This window comes from Paenibacillus sp. FSL W8-0439, from assembly GCF_038008995.1.
GTDB classification, from domain to species: domain Bacteria; phylum Bacillota; class Bacilli; order Paenibacillales; family Paenibacillaceae; genus Paenibacillus; species Paenibacillus polymyxa.
The window spans coordinates 4,114,151-4,129,302 of the sequence record NZ_JBBPAK010000001.1 but is presented as its reverse complement, the minus strand read 5'-3'; the positions used below and the strand labels follow the sequence as shown (position 1 = coordinate 4,129,302).

Sequence of the window (15,152 nt, the reverse complement as noted above, 5' to 3'; positions counted from 1 at the left end):
ATTATCTTATGTGGGCTGACTTACCTAGTCTGTATCTTATGGATAGAAGGTGGAGATAAACGTGATTTTTTCATCCTCTGATCTCGTCAAGGCTCTGCCTGACAACTATTTTAGCGCAATTGATGACAAAGTGAATCTGTATAAAAGCAAAGGAATAGATGTAATTAATTTGGCAGCCGGCAACCCAGATCAGCCAACACCACCGCATATCATCAACGCTTTGAAGAAAGCGGTCGATCAACCGATCAATCAGGGCTACCCGCCTTTTCATGGGAAAAGAAGCACGCTGGAGGCTGTCGCTGCGTTCTATCAACGGGAGTATCAGGTGGAGCTGGACCCTGACCGGGAAGTTGCTGTATTCAATGGCTCAGCCATAGGTGTAATGGGGATTCCGCAGGCATTGCTGAATCCCGGTGATTGGTTGTTGACCACCGATCCGGCATATCCCCAATATTATTCCGTTGCTGCGCTGGCAAGAGCTCGTATTCATACGATTCCTCTGGATGAAAAACATGGATTCTTGCCGGACTATACAACCGTACCTGAAGAAATCGCAAAGCAGGTCAAACTGCTCATGATTAATTATCCGAACAATCCGACAGGAGCGGTAGCTTCCGTAGATTTCCTGACGAAGACACTGGATTATGCTGCTCGGCACCAGTTTCCGGTTATGAATGACTTTGCATATGGTGCTCTTGGATTTGGCGGGCATAAGCCGATTAGTCTATTGCAAATCCCTGGCGGCAAGGAATATGGTGTCGAGACGTATACAGCTTCCAAAACGTATAACATGGCTGGATGGCGCTTTGGCTTTGCGGTTGGAAATGCGTCCGTTATTGGTGCGCTCAAGCATTATCATACGCATGCCTACAGTACTGTTTTTGGCGCGGTACAAGATGCGGGAGCTGTCGCATTGCTGGGCACCCAGGAGCCAGTACGGAAGCTCGCGGCGTTATATGAGCGGCGACGTGATGTTCTCATTGCAGCGTTACGAAATATTGGCTGGGATGTTGCCGCTCCCCAAGGGTCTTTTTTTGCCTGGTTCAAGGTGCCGGAGGGGTATACATCGGCTTCCTTTGCAAACTTTTTATTGGACGAGGCGCATGTTGCGGTTGCCCCTGGAGAAGGGTTTGGTCGTGCAGGAGCTTCTTATGTGAGGGTCAGCCTGGTGAACAGTGAAGAAAGACTGCTAGAGGCGGTACAGCGCATCGCAGCAACGGGTGTCTTTCAAGCATAAAGAATAAGCTGGAATAAAAGAAATTCATGGAATGAGAGCGCAAATCAAAAACGTTTTTTCTTCAGCTTGCCATACTGGTTAATGAGAGTTCGCAGTTGTTTCCCGGCTTGATTCAGTTCCATATCGTTCAACACATAATCGGTGCTGACTTCCCAGGTGCTGCGGTCATTCAGATGAAAAATAAAGGTGGGGAAACGAGGGCGCAACCATTTGCGGATGGAGGCTCCCTCGAATTCAACTTTAGTGATTGCAGACCACGGGACAGTTCGAATACCGTCGGAAATACTGTGTTCATCAAAGATGAACAGGAAGGTATCCTTACGAAGCGTTCTGTTCAAACAGACCACCAAATAACTACCAAAAAAAGGAAGTCCAATCATAGCGGACGTAATAAAGAAGAAGATTTGCAGAGCAGAGATATCTTCGTCGATAAAAATGAGCAACAGTAAAAACAGACAAATCAGCACAAACATCAAGCTACCAAGGGCTTTCCAAAATGCCAGAGATCTGCGATATACAATTTTATCCACGGAATACCGCCTCGTCGAGTACAAACGCCTGAATGAACTGAGTGATCCGTTCTCTCCAGTCTGATTCAGTCACACTTTCAATGCGCAGACATGGGGTGGCCTGCATATCCAGTGCTGTATTTCTTACGATCCACACATCATTCGTTCCTTTAAGAACAAATAGCAGATTTGTAACGGAAGGCCCCTCTTCATCCGTGTCCGTGTATACCATCTGGCTCAAATTATCGAGGTTGCAGTTATTACGATTAAAATCCTCTCGCCAGTCTTGTATCATTTGCTCAGCCGACTCTTGAAGCTTCCACGTTGCCATTTGCTGCATCGTGAAGTTGGATGAGGTTAACTCATTCCACTGTTCTTCTGTCAGATCGACGTATCGGCAGTGTGCATTGAAGTTTGGGGAAAACAGGTCGAATAATTGATCAATGTCGTGATGCCAGTCTTCTGGGGAAGACCAGCGAAAGAAATGGAGTTCATTGTGGCTGGAGAGGTGATACAAAAAACGGCCATTTCCATGGTGTATCGTTAATGTATTTTGCTTGTCCTGTTGCTCCTTGTATCCACGCAGCATTTGGCGGCTTTGTACCAGATGAGCCAGCATGTCAACAATGAACGTATCAAATTCAAGCTGCTGTTGCCCGTCATCCTGCTGTTCCAACAAGCCCTTGGATACCAGGCTATGTGTTGCAGCATGAAAAAGCAGTTCCCAGCGATCCTCCGTTAGTTCCCCGTAATAGGATTGGAGCAGACCCGAAGCCATATCCTCTGCACCCAGTGCAGTCAAGGCAAACCCTAGTTCCTCAAGCGTTAAAATTACCGTTTGTTTGTCCATAGTCAGGCTCCTTCTCTCTCTGTTAAGTGTATGTTATTTAAATAGTTTGCTGGCCCAGCGTATCCCTTTTTCGGCGAAATTGGCGACTTTTCCACCTGCCCAGCTTCCCACTGTACCGCCAACGTATGCACCGACGGCTGCACCAACCGGACCGCCGATAGCACCGCCTACGGACCCCAAAACGACAGCACCGCCATAAGTTGCAGCGGTTTTAATCGCTACGTTAGAAGCAGATACAGCGACATCCGTTCCGGTAAGCTTCCCACTTTTCCATTTTCCGGCCAGACTGATGCCCTCGCCCACAATATTCATGGTGGCATTAATAGGGTACAGCTTTTTGGCAATCATGCCGGGAATTTGGCGAGTGGCTATGCCATAACGTCCTTTTTCCACCCCGGCGATGACGTTTCGCGTCCATTGAGGAAAACTATTAGCTTTGTTAAATCCAAGACCGAGCTTACCCATTTGAAGCTTTCCAGCTAAGCGGTCAAAGCCCTTCAAGCCTTTCATGACAATACCTGGTTTAGCGAATTGGCGGTTTAGGCTTTTGCCCAAATTACGCATAAAAGCATTGTTACCCTTGCCTTTCACCCATGCCGCATTATGTATAACCGCTCGAGTAGGATTTTTCAGACTTTTCTTGAATTCTACTGTTTTGGTGAGCACAAGTGTGGAAGCCAGACCGCTATAGATCGCTGTCCCGGCAAAGCCCAATTGTCCCCGCCATTTATTGGCTTCTGACAGGCTGTTAATGGCTATATCTGCTGGGTCGTTCCCTTTTTTCCCAGAAGTTGCTCCTTCATTGCTCTTAATCTGTCCGCTCTGATCTCCTTGGTTAATCCCTGTGTCTGCTTGGGTATCTGTTTCCTTGAATTTTACTGCAATGGAACGCAGCTCTGTGCTGACAGAACCGACAGTTTGAGTAAAAGCATCCATTTGTCCACGTGCTTTATGAAAATCCTGATAAAAGCGCTGCTGTGTCGTTCCTGCCCAGCTATTCTCTAGCATTTGGATTTGCTGTGACAGTTGTCCGCAAATTTGTGCTCCCAGTTCACGTGCCTGTGCGAACTGCCTGGAAACCGCCTCTAGTTTCTCAGGAGGAACCATAATTTTAGCCATGATGTCCACCTCGGATGATTAAAATAATTACTTAATATTTTAGTGATTCTAGCGGTGGTTAGCAAAAAAAGGAGGGGGTTTTTGTTAAAAATAAGTCATTTGTATGAGTTCATGAGGGGGTATAAGGGAAAATAGTAGGAGTTGTTATGATTCGAAATTCTTACATGTTACTCATGAAGAAGATGAAAAAAAGCCTCTCTGTTCAAATGGAGCTTTCCATAAGAATGAGAGGCCATCATGCATAGAAGCTACTATATAATGTGCGACACTCTAGCTTATTTTAAAGGAACCTGCTTGGACAGCTTTTCAAACTGCTGCAAGTGAGGGGTGATCTTGGCGGTAATCCCTTTGAGATATTTGATGGCCGCTTGTCTTTGACGTTCTTTGGTTGCGACCTCTTCAGGGAACATGGAGTATTCCTTTTGAACGGAGCCATTTTTATAATTTACGGAGAAAAGCTCTCCTTGCTGCCACCTTTGGACCAGATCCTGATTACTGTGCAAAATATTTAGCACTTCTTTGCCATTTTTATAAGTAAAGCTGTAGTCTGGATCGGCTACAGCATGGATCACTTGGTAGCCGTTCTGTAATCCATTGTTCTGAAAAGTACCGACTTGGATTTCATTCGAACGTATCGTTCCGTCCGTTTGCGTCACTTTATCAGTCTGCGTACCCTTGCCACTTATGGTGTCATTGCTCCACGTTCCGCTATATACGACTTTATGATGTTGTCCATCTGCATCCGTGTATTGATTTATATATTTCCCAGTACCTGATCGCTTGCCATTCACAAAATCACCCGAATACTGCTTATATTCGCTCCATTTGATCGTACCGCGCCCGTGTGGCTGACCATTCTCAACCTCTCCATAGTAAGTAGCCTGCCCGGATAACTGAAGCAATTCCTTGGTTGCAGCTGCATTCGCTGCAGGTATATTTACCAACAGCGCTCCAGAAATCAGCGATGCAGACACCATAATAGGCAGGGACAAAGCCTTTCCTTTTTGCCAAAGTTTTTGCATCATGAGTTCTCCCCTTTCGAAGCTTTGAGTTTCTACGAATCATGTTCAACGACCCAGCACCGTTTTTATACTATTTTGTGCTTGGTGATTTATAGTTTAATATAGATTGAGAATTATAGGAAACTGTTAAGTGAAAACAGGTAATAAGGAGGGGAATTCTTGAATTTACCAGAACATGGGAGTGAGGATGTATCTAGCATTCTTGCCGTAGAGTTGGTACAGAAGCCTGTGAAGACCATAAAAGGAATCCATCAAGTGGAGCCAGATGCTAATATCTATTGGCTGATTGATGTGGAATTCAGTGGTTTTACGTTGTCAGATGAAGATATTTTGCAATTGCTTAAGGGGTATATTGTGTATGGGCATGTCCATGATTTGCAGATATGGACTAGTGTGGGACGCAGACCGGCAGGCGAATGCCATTATGATAAAATCTGTATTTGTATGGATATATTCGATAATGTAGAGATGCAGATTCGATTGGAAGAAGCCAAGGTTACTGACTTTATGAACACACTGCCAGCGCGATTTGAGGAGAAGGGTATCGTTCGTGTGCTTCCTCGGGAGGATGCTGCCCATGCACGTGCAAAAGCGGAAAAACTTCAAGCATTTGTAGATCAGGAAGGTGAGAGGGAACACACTGTCATGCTTAGGCTGGTAGCGGATCAAGGTCAATCTTATCGTGGAGTGGACATCTGGGATGTCATGCTCAGCCTTGGAATGGAGTGGGGAGATATGGATATTTTCCATGCACACCATCACGGTCCGGGAGGCTATGATGAACTATTTAGCGTACATACGGGAACCGATCCCGGCTTCTTTTGGTTGAGTACACTCGCAGAGGATCGCTTTGCAGATTTGATTTTCAGTATGGATGCGGTACGAACGGTGCAGCCGCAAGCTGTGTTTGAGGCGATGTGGAAAGGTGCCGAATATGCGCGCGCCAGACTCGGTGGGACATTAGTGAATGAACAGGAGCTGCCAACTGTACAGGAAGACTATCTGCGCCAGATTCAAGAGATGGAAGACCGCTTAAGTGAGTTTGGTTGTAGAGCAGGCGAGGATGTTGTGATGTTTCTATTCTAGGTTAGAAAGGAGTGATTTCGTTGTCCAGCAACTCCATTGAGAAGCTAAGAACGATTCTAAGACGTAAAGCTACTATTTTTCATACAGGGGGACGCAGACCGTCGGGTTCCCTTGATCAGAGCTGGATCGGTAGAGTCACAGTAGCTTTACCGACAGAGGAACAACCGATTGATGTACAGGGAAATGTTATGGCTCCGATCATGCAATTGTATTTGCCTGCCTTGCCCTTTGTCCCTGAAGCTATGCGTAGCATCAAGCTGTTGACAGTCTTCCTGTCTCCCGATGTACTGGATCATGAGGATATGGAAGGATATATATGTATTCGTGAGTATACGTCGGTAGAGGGTTTGGTTGAAAAAGATTTTGGTCCGGCATTTATGCAAATCAAAGCATTTCCGCTGTTCCCCGAGCTCAAAGAGAATGATTATCCAGTCTGGGACGGGGAAGATATTCCTGAGGAATACGGCGATGCCCTCAATGATATGGACGAGGAGGAGCCCGACTATTTTGAGGACATCGTAGAGGACATATATGCGGTTCACAAAATGGGTGGCTATCCCAGCTTTATTCAACCAGGCATCGACTTTGGCGAAGGCTATGAATTTGTGTTTCAGATTGCGTCAGATGCCAAAGCCGAATTGAATATTGTCGATGGGGGTAGCTTTTATTTTGCCAAGCACCAGAATGAGGGAACCTGGCGAGGGTACTTTGATTTTTATTAATAAGCTCATGTAGGGAAGAGCCTGGAAGCGATCGTTTTGTACAGCATGGTTCGAATACTTTTGAGTCTATCGAAGTTTTCCTGAAAAGTAACTCCGGCATGTTGTTGCAAGCCTTCTTCGAAATCTTTTTTATAATGGAGCATAGCTTCTGGGTAAAGGCCAATGATATGAATTTGATTCCATGTCGGAAAGGCGTCATGATGGTGCCACACTTCCAATGTTTCAAGGGCAATCATCATGTAGCACCACTTTTTATGCTCAAGAATGTTTCGCATGGCAGGGCCGTTATTGTGAATCATAATGTGCCGAAATTCATCCAAATATGGGGCTTGCACATCTACATATTCAACAGCAAAAAAGGGCTTGAATGCACGCCGCTGTACATGTTGCGGTGGTGGTGTGGGGTAATTCGATTGGGGCGTGCTGATCATCAATTCGCTGCGTACCTCTATTTCTTTTGGGAAGCCTGTCAGCTGTTGCTTTAACTTCACATATTGCTCGGCGACCGATTTGCTTTCAACTTGTAGAAGCAGCAGGAAGTTCCATGAATCGAATTCTCCGCGCTTTTCTGCCGTCAATCTGAATCTGTAGACTTCATAGCCTTGGATCGTATGCTCAACCATACATTGTTCCAAAAATGGTTTGACATTTATATTAAAATATTGAATGTACCGTGACATGGATAATTTGGGAATACGATGGCTTTCAGCCAGATAGAGTTGGTGATCAACAGACTGCATGACCAATCTCCCTTCTGTTTTATATTAGACTATCCTATCTTATCATTTGTTTATAATTTTCCATACATTGTCATGTTCAGTATGAAACGATATACTCGTAATTTAGAAACTATTGAAATGAGGTAAAAAGATATGAATGTTTTAGGTCAGTTAGGATCTGCTATCCAGAGCAGCCTATTTATTCAATCCGAACTGAAGAAAGCACATGCATTGATTCAAAAGCACGACCTGCCTGTAGAGCAGGTGGAAGATGATTTTCACAAGCAAATTATCTTGCTGGAGCAATATGCTGGCACTCGCATTTTTCAGCAAGGGCTTGCCAGATACAAAGTAATCAATGCAATGCTTATGATCCTATCTGTGATTATATTGCTGGTAGCAGTTATCGTTGCAGTGGTGGAATATTTGCAGCCGGAGCGGCATCTGCTGCAAGTGTTGGCGAATGCCATGTTTGACCACTGGGTTCCCTCTATTACGATACTTAGTGTTGTATTTGTGGGTGTGATCGTTCTTGCCATCGTGAGAAATGTTTATGCCAGACGATTACATACGCGTGTGCTGGATCGGTCCTGGCAGGCCATTTTCCATCATGTGGACAAACGAGGATAAAGAGTAGCTGTAGAAGATTGGCATATCAGTTTAAGGAGTGGCAGCAATGAATGACTGGGAATCGGGCATCATTCAAGTTGATAATGAGCACGCGATTTATTCTTCTTTAACAGAAGAGCAGTTGTTAGAGACCGATTTGTACACGAAATATTTTCATTCTGTAAGAAAGCTAGGGAATGATTACATTTGGTATCATTTTGATCAGGTTCCTTTGCTGCACCGGTATTTTTTTGTGTCTGTATGCTTTAAGGATACAAGTCTAGTGGTTGTGGAGATTTCGCTCCAAGGCAATGAATTTCCAACTTCATGGGATAATTGGTCTGAAGAAGGGGAAAGAAAGCGTCAAAGGGAGCATGATCGTTTGTTACAACGACATTTGTCCGTAAAGCCAAGCTATCGTCAAACCAAGCCTTACCCCTATATGGAATATGAACTTGACTGGGGGAAAATCTCTTCTTATTTTGACCCGCGGTCGGGAAATACGGCCGTTGCTTTTAAGTATAAAGGTGAATAGCGATCTTGTAGGTGAGACTGTTGGGATAAGTAAGGAGAAGTGTGATGGATAAAAAAGCAAAGAAAATACTCATGAACACTTTCTGGTCCAGCGGCTGGAAGCAGGAGCGAGGACCCTTTTCGGGTGAGGATTTTGAATATGCCAAAAGTAAGGGCTTGATGTTCGATCCGATCACCATTACACATGATGAGATGATAAATAGGTTACATGAGTTGCACCAGCAAAAGGCTACAAAAGAGCGAGTGGCAGCGGCGTTTCTGCACAGTCTTTCCACGAAAAAGGTTCATTTGCGAAGCGCCTTATCGAGCTGGGCATTAACCGCAAAACTGCCTATGCATACCTATGGGGAGCGACCTGTTGTCCTGCCCAATTACAGCAGCTGTGGGGATTGTAATTTTCATAAACTAATGTCCGATAAGGAATACGTCAATAAGGATTTGAATGTGCTGAATTTTGAACGGATCAAATGGGGCGGTATTCGGCTGAATCACCTTCTTTACTGCTGGATGGACCTTGAATTATTTAGTCAAGAAGAGGAGTTCCAGGTTTCGGATGAGGATCTGGCTATCCTTCATAACATGCTGGAAGCCGTTCAGGACTGTGAGGCTCAGAATGGTGCGCGGCAATTGGAGAAGCGCTGGAAAGATGTGTTCCCATCCAGCAAAAATGAACGCGACGTGGTTATGGAGGTATGGGGATATGCTGGCTTGCTGGCACCACGGGACACACCTCGTAGACGCCGCGGCGGCAATGATGATTTTTATTCGGTAGCAGCCTGGCAAGGAGATGACGGATACTCCCAGGAAGCGCTGGACTATTATTTTGGTACGTTTTTATAAAGAAAGTGAAGGTTTATCTTCAGGTTAGGCTATTCCCCCAAACAAAAAAGGGAACTCCCTGATTGGTTCAATTGGACAGAATACTTAGAATTAAAGTAGGGTGAAAAATTGAATTTTGGGGGAATGGATGATGAGTCGATTAACCGAAGCTATAAAGATGTTACACATTGTGAAAAAAGGATCAAGACTTTGAAAGGGATTAGTAGATACATCCCCAATCAGCATGGAGCCTGGGCAATGCTCATTCTTCCATTTTTGTTTGGCTTAGCTGCTTCTCCAAAACAATTCATTCATATACCTCTATTCGTATGCTGGTTTTTTATCTATTTATTTAGTTTTCCTGTTCTCCAATGGATCAAAACGGGAAACAGTAAAAGATACCGTAAACCTGTTGTTATATACGGAGCAATACTCCTTCCTCTTTTGGCTTCTCTAGTATGGGTTAAACCTGCGTTGATCTGGTACGGAGTTCTGCTCCTGTTCTTTTTTATGGCTAATATGTATTACGCCAAAATGAAGAATGAGCGTGCTTTGTTAAATGACATTACCGCGATCCTGCTTTTCTGTTCTTTTATATATCCTGTTGTTCATATTGGAGAAGGTGGAGATTGGACATTAACCACAGAGCTATTTTTGCTGTTGGTATGTTATTTCATAGGAACGGCTCTTTATGTTAAAACGATCATCCGTGAAAGAAAAAATCCACGTTACTATTATGCGTCTATTATCTATCATCTGATCATTGTGCTGTTGGCCGCCTGGATCAAGGTGTTTTTGGTTATTCCATTTTTAATTTTGTTCATACGAGCTATATGGCTTCCTAAATTCGAGTTAAAGGCAAAGCATGTAGGCATGGCTGAAATTGGATTTTCATTGATGCTCTATGTATCTGTGCTGTTTTTATATTTTTAAAAAGGAGAGACATCAATGATATCTTTGCAAACGCCACGAGATTATCGCGTAGACCCTTTTATCGTCATTTGGGAGGTAACGAGAGCTTGCGCATTAAAATGCCTTCACTGTAGAGCGGAAGCCCAATATAAGCCTGACCCTCGTCAGTTGACATTTGAAGAGGGCAAAAAGCTGCTCGATCAAATCGCTGAAATGAATCAACCACTGGTGGTTTTCACAGGTGGAGATCCGTTATCGCGTCCTGATTTATTTGAGTTGGCTCAATATGCAATTGAGGAGAAAAAGCTATCGGTTTCCATGACTCCCAGTGCTACCCCAAAAGTGACAAGAGCAGCGGTCGAAAAAGCAAAGCAGGTTGGCTTATCACGATGGGCTTTTAGCCTGGACGGTTCATGCGCGGACATTCATGATCATTTTCGCGGGACTGTGGGTTCTTACAATACGACCATGCGGGGAATTGGATATTTGAAGGAATTGAACATCCCTATCCAAGTGAACACCACCGTGTCCCGATACAATCTTCATGATCTGGAGCGAATTGCAGAAAAGGTAAAGGAAATGCAGGCGGTGTTATGGAGCTTGTTTTTTCTGGTTCCAACCGGGCGTGGGATGGAAAAAGATATGATTACTCCTGATGAGCATGAGGCTGTAATGAAGTGGTTGTATCAGATACAGCAACAGATGCCCTACGGTGTAAAGGCTACCGAAGCACCTCATTATCGAAGGGTTGTCCTACAGGAAAAGCGTAAAGCAGTGAAGAACGGTGCAATGTTCGAACCTAAACGGGCAGATGTTTTGGGACGCGCGCCTAAAGGCGTAAATGATGGAGATGGATTTGTTTTTATCAGTCATATTGGCGAAGTGTACCCGAGTGGGTTCCTGCCGTTAACATGCGGAAATGTACGAAAGGATAGTTTGGCACATATTTATCGGGAATCTCCGATTATGAACCATCTTCGGGATAAATCTCTGCTTAAAGGCAAATGTGGAGTTTGCGAATTCAATACAGTCTGTGGAGGCTCCAGAGCAAGGGCTTTTGCAATCACAGGAGACTATTTGGAGAGTGACCCTTATTGTGCATATATGCCTGAAGTGGGGAAGGAAACGTGTGCTCATGAATAAAAATGCTAAAAGAGTTGTTATCCTTGGTGGAGGAATAAGCGGTTTAAGTGCTGCCTTTTATGTGAAAAAGCTGGCGGAGGACAGGCAGCTTGAAGTGGAGATTACACTGGTGGAGAAAAGCGACCGTCTGGGAGGAAAGCTGCAAACGGTTCGCCAAAACCATTTTATGATCGAAAAAGGACCGGATGCTTTTCTGGCCAGAAAGACGGCTATATTGGATCTGACTATGGAATTGGGGCTGGAAGCCGATTTAGTGGCAACAAACCCGAAGGCCAAGTCGGCCTCCATTTTGCATAAAGGCAAGCTGCATACCATGCCGATAGGCTTTATTTTAGGCATTCCAACAAAGTTAACTCCCTTCATTCGAACAGGGCTAATCTCTCCACTGGGAAAAGCGCGCGCAGCTCTGGATTTAATTATTCCAGCCAAGCAAGGCGATATGGATGAATCTCTGGGGGATTTTATCAAGCGACGTCTAGGTAAAGAGGTGTTGGAGCAGATTACTGAGCCTTTGCTATCTGGTATTTACGCTGGCGATACGTATTCTCTTAGCCTCAAGTCAACCTTCCCTCAATTTAAGCAGATGGAACAAAAGCATCGAAGTCTGATTATAGGTATGGCTAAAGGGGCAGGGAGAAGATCGGGTGCACCTAACAAATACCCAGAAATCGCCAAGAAGAGCATGTTTCTTTCCTATCAACATGGATTATCGACCATCGTGGAGCGGTTAAAGGAAAAGCTCGACACCGTCCATTTTGTGATGGGACAGCGTGTGGCTGAGGTGAGAAAAGAGGACGGTTATCAAGTAGTACTAGACCATGGGCAAATCATAGATGCAGATGCAGTGATCTGCGCTGTTCCAGCCTTTGAAGCGGCCACATTATTTTCCGATATCGCAAGTGTGAGCTGGCTCCATAAGATTAACTACGTTTCGGTAGCGAATATTTCCCTTGCGTATAAAAATTCAGACCTTGATCTTGCCTATGAGGGAACTGGATTTTTAGTTCCCCGCAAAGAAGGAAAAATGATTACGGCCTGTACTTGGTCATCGACAAAGTGGAGCCATACCGCACCTGAAGGATATACACTCTTACGGACTTACATTGGGCATGCAGGCGCACAGGGATGGGTTCAGATGACAGACGATGAACTTGTAGCTGCGGCGCGCAAAGACCTGAAGGATTTAATGGGAATCGATGCTGAACCTGAATTAACTGAAGTCAGTCGGTGTAATCAATCCATGCCACAATATCCGATAGGACACAAAGAGCAGATGGCGAAGGTGAGACATGATTTGTCACAGGATTTTCCGAATGTGTTTCTATGCGGTGCTGGTTATGGAGGCGTTGGCATTCCGGATTGTATCGCTCAAGGCAAAGAAGCGGCTGAACAGCTGGTCTCAGTTTTGTTATAAGCAGGCGCTTTCCATGAGTTAAAGAGGGAACCCCCTTATTGGCTCAGATTTGAGAGAAACATAGAATAAGAATTAAGTATAAAACTTAATTAAAATGGGGGAATGAAAAATGAGCCAGTTAACGGTAGAAACATGGGTAGCGGACATTGTGAAGGAAGTGCCCAAAACAAGTGACTTGTTCCGTAAACTACGGATTGACTTCTGCTGTGGCGGAAAAATATCGCTCCGTGAAGCGGCTGTCAGCCGGGGGCTGCACGCTGGTGAACTGCTGGCGCGGGTGCATGAAGTGGAGGAAAATCAGGCACAGCATAAGCAAATGCACCCCTCCTCACTAGAACCCAAAGAACTGATCGCCTATATTCAGGATGAGTATCATACAAAGTTGTGTGAAGAACTAGCGGCGCTCACACCGTATATTACCAAGCTAACACGGGTTCATGGCGAACGCTATTCGCACCTGAAGCGAGTGAATGAACTTTATACCTTGCTTAAACAGAAGTTAACGGTACATATTCAATTCAAGGAAAGTCTTCTGTTTCCGTTGATTCAAGCGTTTTTTCAGGACTCGACGTTTGAGCGTGTGGACGCACTTCTTTTTCACTTATCCGAGTTGCAAGACGAGCACCAAGCGGTTGTGGATTTACTGCAGGAGCTGCGTTTGATTACCAATGGCTTTGAGCCGTTACAGGAAGCTTGTGGCACACATCGACTTGTATTGAAGCGTTTGGAGGATCTGGAAGCGGACATTTATAATCATATTCTTCTTGAGAATTGTACACTAGTTGAACGTACCAGACAGGCACAACCCCATTCATAATGAAACCTATCACTTCATGACAGGCTAGACGTAAGGAGTCAAACAAAAATGAAAAAAATTATTAAACATAGCCAGGCACTCTTTTTTGCTTTTTGTGTTGTGTTATTACTAGCAGGGTGCGGTGCGGGGCAACAATCAGCTTCAAGCGGTAGCAGCGCGGTCCAGAACGAGGTCTCCGGCCAGGATTCATCGAAAAAGACTGAAACTGTAGAACTGACCATTTCCGCGGCTGCGAGCTTAACAGATGCACTTAAAGAAATCCAGACATTGTACGAATCATCCCATAAAGGTATTCAATTGAATTTCAACTTTGGTGGTTCTGGTGCACTGGAAAAGCAGATTGAGCAAGGAGCTCCATCGGACTTGTTTTTGTCTGCTTCGAAGAAAAACATGAAGTCTCTCGTAGATCAGCAGTTAATCGAGAGCAATAAACAAAAAACATGGCTGACGAACGAGTTGGTAGCGGTGATCCCTGCTGACGGGACGACGAGCATCACGAGTGTAAAGGATTTAATGCAAAAAGAAGTGAAAAAGGTAGCAATTGGTATTCCTGAGAGTGTTCCTGCAGGCAAATATGCACAGGAAGCACTGACGAACGTTAAGCTTTGGGATGTGTTACAAGACAAGCTTGTTCAGGCAAAAGATGTTAGACAAGTGCTGCAATATGTAGAAACGGGTAACGCAGATGTCGGATTTGTGTATAAGACAGATGCGTTAACTTCGCAAAAGGCGAAAATTGCTTTTGAGGTGGACTCTAAAACTTATTCAACGGTTGAGTACCCTATCGGGATCATCAAAGCTTCCAAACACATCCAAGAAGCCGAAAGCTTCTATAAATACCTTCAATCGCAAGAATCTCTGAACATTATGGCTAAGTATGGATTTACCATACCGAAGTGAGCATGCAGGCTATAGATTGGAGCGAATATTGGCCTCCGATTCGATTATCGTTACAGATTGCACTGTTATCCAGCGTTTTGGTGATCCTATTAGGCTTGTTTGCGGCATGGTCCATGTCGCGGTTAGGATTATTTAAAGGGAAAACACTCGTTGAAACCGTGCTTATGCTGCCTTTGGTGCTCCCGCCGACGGTAGTTGGATTTTTACTGCTAATCTTACTCGGACGAAAAAGTGGGTTTGGACGTTTGGTGGAGCATTGGTTTGGCGAGCCTATTGTATTCTCATGGTGGGCTGGGGTTGTGGCCGCGGTGGTTGTGGCTTTTCCTCTAGTCTATCGGACACTGAGAATGGGATTCGCTGCAGTGGATCGGGACTTGGAAAACGCGGGGCGCTCGATGGGGGCAAATGAATGGCAGGTCTTCCGATATATCACCTTTCCTTTGATTTTCCCTTCTTTTAAAGCGGCCTTTATACTTGGTTTTGCCCGTGGGCTGGGAGAATTCGGTGCTACGCTGATGATTGCCGGAAATATTCCGGGTAAAACACAAACGATCCCTACAGCCATCTATATTGCAGTGGATTCTGGTCATCTTCCTATGGCCTGGGCTTGGACATGCTCTATCATATTCATTTCCTTTATAATGCTCCTGTTAACAGGCCAAAAGAACAATTAATCTATTCATACAAGCTTCCCTCTGGTAGAGGGGGGTTTTTTTTGTATCTTTCCTTAGAACGAGGGA

At 44.8% G+C, this 15,152-nt stretch carries 17 protein-coding genes; 12 read left to right on the top strand and 5 right to left on the bottom strand.

Features of this window, described 5'->3' with window-relative positions; translation table 11 throughout:
• The first annotated feature begins 61 nt into the window (after positions 1 to 61).
• Positions 62 to 1,237 carry an aminotransferase class I/II-fold pyridoxal phosphate-dependent enzyme gene (locus tag MKX36_RS17705; protein WP_340865226.1) on the top strand — a complete coding sequence of 392 codons (1,176 nt, stop codon included), beginning with the start codon at positions 62 to 64 and terminating at the stop codon, positions 1,235 to 1,237.
• 44 nt (positions 1,238 to 1,281) lie between these two features.
• Here MKX36_RS17705 and MKX36_RS17700 read toward each other — a convergent pair whose 3' ends face one another.
• The 4 genes from MKX36_RS17700 to MKX36_RS17685 form a co-directional block, all read right to left on the bottom strand.
• A complete protein-coding gene (locus MKX36_RS17700; RefSeq protein ID WP_340865225.1) occupies positions 1,282 to 1,767 on the bottom strand; it encodes a DUF5381 family protein in 486 nt (161 codons plus the stop codon).
• Positions 1,760 to 2,596 carry a hypothetical protein gene (locus tag MKX36_RS17695; RefSeq protein WP_340865223.1) on the bottom strand — a complete coding sequence of 279 codons (837 nt, stop codon included), beginning with the start codon at positions 2,594 to 2,596 and terminating at the stop codon, positions 1,760 to 1,762. The genes MKX36_RS17700 and MKX36_RS17695 overlap by 8 nt, the downstream gene beginning before the upstream one ends.
• Positions 2,597 to 2,629: 33 nt before the next feature.
• Positions 2,630 to 3,715, bottom strand: a complete 1,086-nt coding sequence (locus MKX36_RS17690) for a WXG100 family type VII secretion target (RefSeq protein ID WP_340865222.1) — start codon at positions 3,713 to 3,715, stop codon at positions 2,630 to 2,632.
• 275 nt (positions 3,716 to 3,990) lie between these two features.
• On the bottom strand, positions 3,991 to 4,737 hold the full coding sequence (locus tag MKX36_RS17685; RefSeq protein ID WP_019688199.1) for a hypothetical protein: 747 nt from the start codon (positions 4,735 to 4,737) through the stop codon (positions 3,991 to 3,993).
• A 159-nt stretch (positions 4,738 to 4,896) separates the two neighbouring features.
• Here MKX36_RS17685 and MKX36_RS17680 point away from each other — a divergent pair, with 159 nt between their 5' ends.
• A complete protein-coding gene (locus MKX36_RS17680) occupies positions 4,897 to 5,823 on the top strand; it encodes a cell division protein ZipA C-terminal FtsZ-binding domain-containing protein (protein WP_340865221.1) in 927 nt (308 codons plus the stop codon).
• 20 nt (positions 5,824 to 5,843) lie between these two features.
• The gene (locus tag MKX36_RS17675) at positions 5,844 to 6,545 is read left to right on the top strand and encodes a DUF1963 domain-containing protein (protein WP_257126166.1); all 702 of its coding nucleotides are present in this window, start codon (positions 5,844 to 5,846) and stop codon (positions 6,543 to 6,545) included.
• Positions 6,546 to 6,550: 5 nt separating this feature from the next.
• Here MKX36_RS17675 and MKX36_RS17670 read toward each other — a convergent pair whose 3' ends face one another.
• Complete coding sequence (locus tag MKX36_RS17670) at positions 6,551 to 7,285, bottom strand: hypothetical protein (protein WP_090889680.1); 735 nt, start codon at positions 7,283 to 7,285, stop codon at positions 6,551 to 6,553.
• A gap of 132 nt (positions 7,286 to 7,417) precedes the next feature.
• Here MKX36_RS17670 and MKX36_RS17665 point away from each other — a divergent pair, with 132 nt between their 5' ends.
• From MKX36_RS17665 to modB, 9 genes are all read left to right on the top strand, one after another.
• Positions 7,418 to 7,894: a DUF6097 family protein gene (locus MKX36_RS17665; protein WP_340865220.1), complete on the top strand. Its 477-nt coding sequence runs from the start codon at positions 7,418 to 7,420 to the stop codon at positions 7,892 to 7,894.
• A 46-nt stretch (positions 7,895 to 7,940) separates the two neighbouring features.
• Positions 7,941 to 8,408, top strand: a complete 468-nt coding sequence (locus MKX36_RS17660; RefSeq protein WP_017426854.1) for a hypothetical protein — start codon at positions 7,941 to 7,943, stop codon at positions 8,406 to 8,408.
• 44 nt (positions 8,409 to 8,452) lie between these two features.
• Positions 8,453 to 9,247: a hypothetical protein gene (locus tag MKX36_RS17655; RefSeq protein ID WP_044787713.1), complete on the top strand. Its 795-nt coding sequence runs from the start codon at positions 8,453 to 8,455 to the stop codon at positions 9,245 to 9,247.
• A 123-nt stretch (positions 9,248 to 9,370) separates the two neighbouring features.
• Positions 9,371 to 10,159, top strand: coding sequence for a YwiC-like family protein (locus tag MKX36_RS17650; protein WP_044787712.1), 789 nt, complete (start codon positions 9,371 to 9,373; stop codon positions 10,157 to 10,159).
• Positions 10,160 to 10,174: 15 nt separating this feature from the next.
• A complete protein-coding gene (locus MKX36_RS17645; RefSeq protein WP_340865219.1) occupies positions 10,175 to 11,281 on the top strand; it encodes a TIGR04053 family radical SAM/SPASM domain-containing protein in 1,107 nt (368 codons plus the stop codon).
• Positions 11,274 to 12,695: a protoporphyrinogen oxidase gene (gene hemY, locus MKX36_RS17640; protein WP_340865218.1), complete on the top strand. Its 1,422-nt coding sequence runs from the start codon at positions 11,274 to 11,276 to the stop codon at positions 12,693 to 12,695. Before MKX36_RS17645 ends, hemY begins: the two co-directional genes overlap by 8 nt.
• Before the next feature lie 109 nt (positions 12,696 to 12,804).
• The gene (locus MKX36_RS17635) at positions 12,805 to 13,512 is read left to right on the top strand and encodes a DUF542 domain-containing protein (protein ID WP_340865217.1); all 708 of its coding nucleotides are present in this window, start codon (positions 12,805 to 12,807) and stop codon (positions 13,510 to 13,512) included.
• 48 nt (positions 13,513 to 13,560) lie between these two features.
• Positions 13,561 to 14,412 (top strand): molybdate ABC transporter substrate-binding protein, encoded by an 852-nt coding sequence (gene modA / locus MKX36_RS17630; RefSeq protein ID WP_340865216.1) that lies wholly within the window; start codon positions 13,561 to 13,563, stop codon positions 14,410 to 14,412.
• On the top strand, positions 14,409 to 15,086 hold the full coding sequence (gene modB / locus MKX36_RS17625) for a molybdate ABC transporter permease subunit (RefSeq protein ID WP_016821794.1): 678 nt from the start codon (positions 14,409 to 14,411) through the stop codon (positions 15,084 to 15,086). The genes modA and modB overlap by 4 nt, the downstream gene beginning before the upstream one ends.
• The last annotated feature ends 66 nt before the right edge of the window (positions 15,087 to 15,152 follow it).

Excerpts from the sequence above, each read along its gene's own strand:
- MKX36_RS17685 (WP_019688199.1), bottom strand. The coding sequence starts at position 4,737 with ATGCAAAAACTTTGGCAAAAAGGAAAGGCTTTGTCCCTGCCTATTATG.
- MKX36_RS17645 (WP_340865219.1), top strand. The coding sequence starts at position 10,175 with ATGATATCTTTGCAAACGCCACGAGATTATCGCGTAGACCCTTTTATC.
- MKX36_RS17650 (WP_044787712.1), top strand. The coding sequence starts at position 9,371 with ATGGATGATGAGTCGATTAACCGAAGCTATAAAGATGTTACACATTGT.
- hemY (WP_340865218.1), top strand. The coding sequence starts at position 11,274 with ATGAATAAAAATGCTAAAAGAGTTGTTATCCTTGGTGGAGGAATAAGC.
- MKX36_RS17635 (WP_340865217.1), top strand. The coding sequence starts at position 12,805 with ATGAGCCAGTTAACGGTAGAAACATGGGTAGCGGACATTGTGAAGGAA.
- MKX36_RS17665 (WP_340865220.1), top strand. The coding sequence starts at position 7,418 with ATGAATGTTTTAGGTCAGTTAGGATCTGCTATCCAGAGCAGCCTATTT.
- modA (WP_340865216.1), top strand. The coding sequence starts at position 13,561 with ATGAAAAAAATTATTAAACATAGCCAGGCACTCTTTTTTGCTTTTTGT.
- MKX36_RS17690 (WP_340865222.1), bottom strand. The coding sequence starts at position 3,715 with ATGGCTAAAATTATGGTTCCTCCTGAGAAACTAGAGGCGGTTTCCAGG.
- MKX36_RS17670 (WP_090889680.1), bottom strand. The coding sequence starts at position 7,285 with ATGCAGTCTGTTGATCACCAACTCTATCTGGCTGAAAGCCATCGTATT.
- MKX36_RS17695 (WP_340865223.1), bottom strand. The coding sequence starts at position 2,596 with ATGGACAAACAAACGGTAATTTTAACGCTTGAGGAACTAGGGTTTGCC.
- MKX36_RS17655 (WP_044787713.1), top strand. The coding sequence starts at position 8,453 with ATGGATAAAAAAGCAAAGAAAATACTCATGAACACTTTCTGGTCCAGC.
- MKX36_RS17660 (WP_017426854.1), top strand. The coding sequence starts at position 7,941 with ATGAATGACTGGGAATCGGGCATCATTCAAGTTGATAATGAGCACGCG.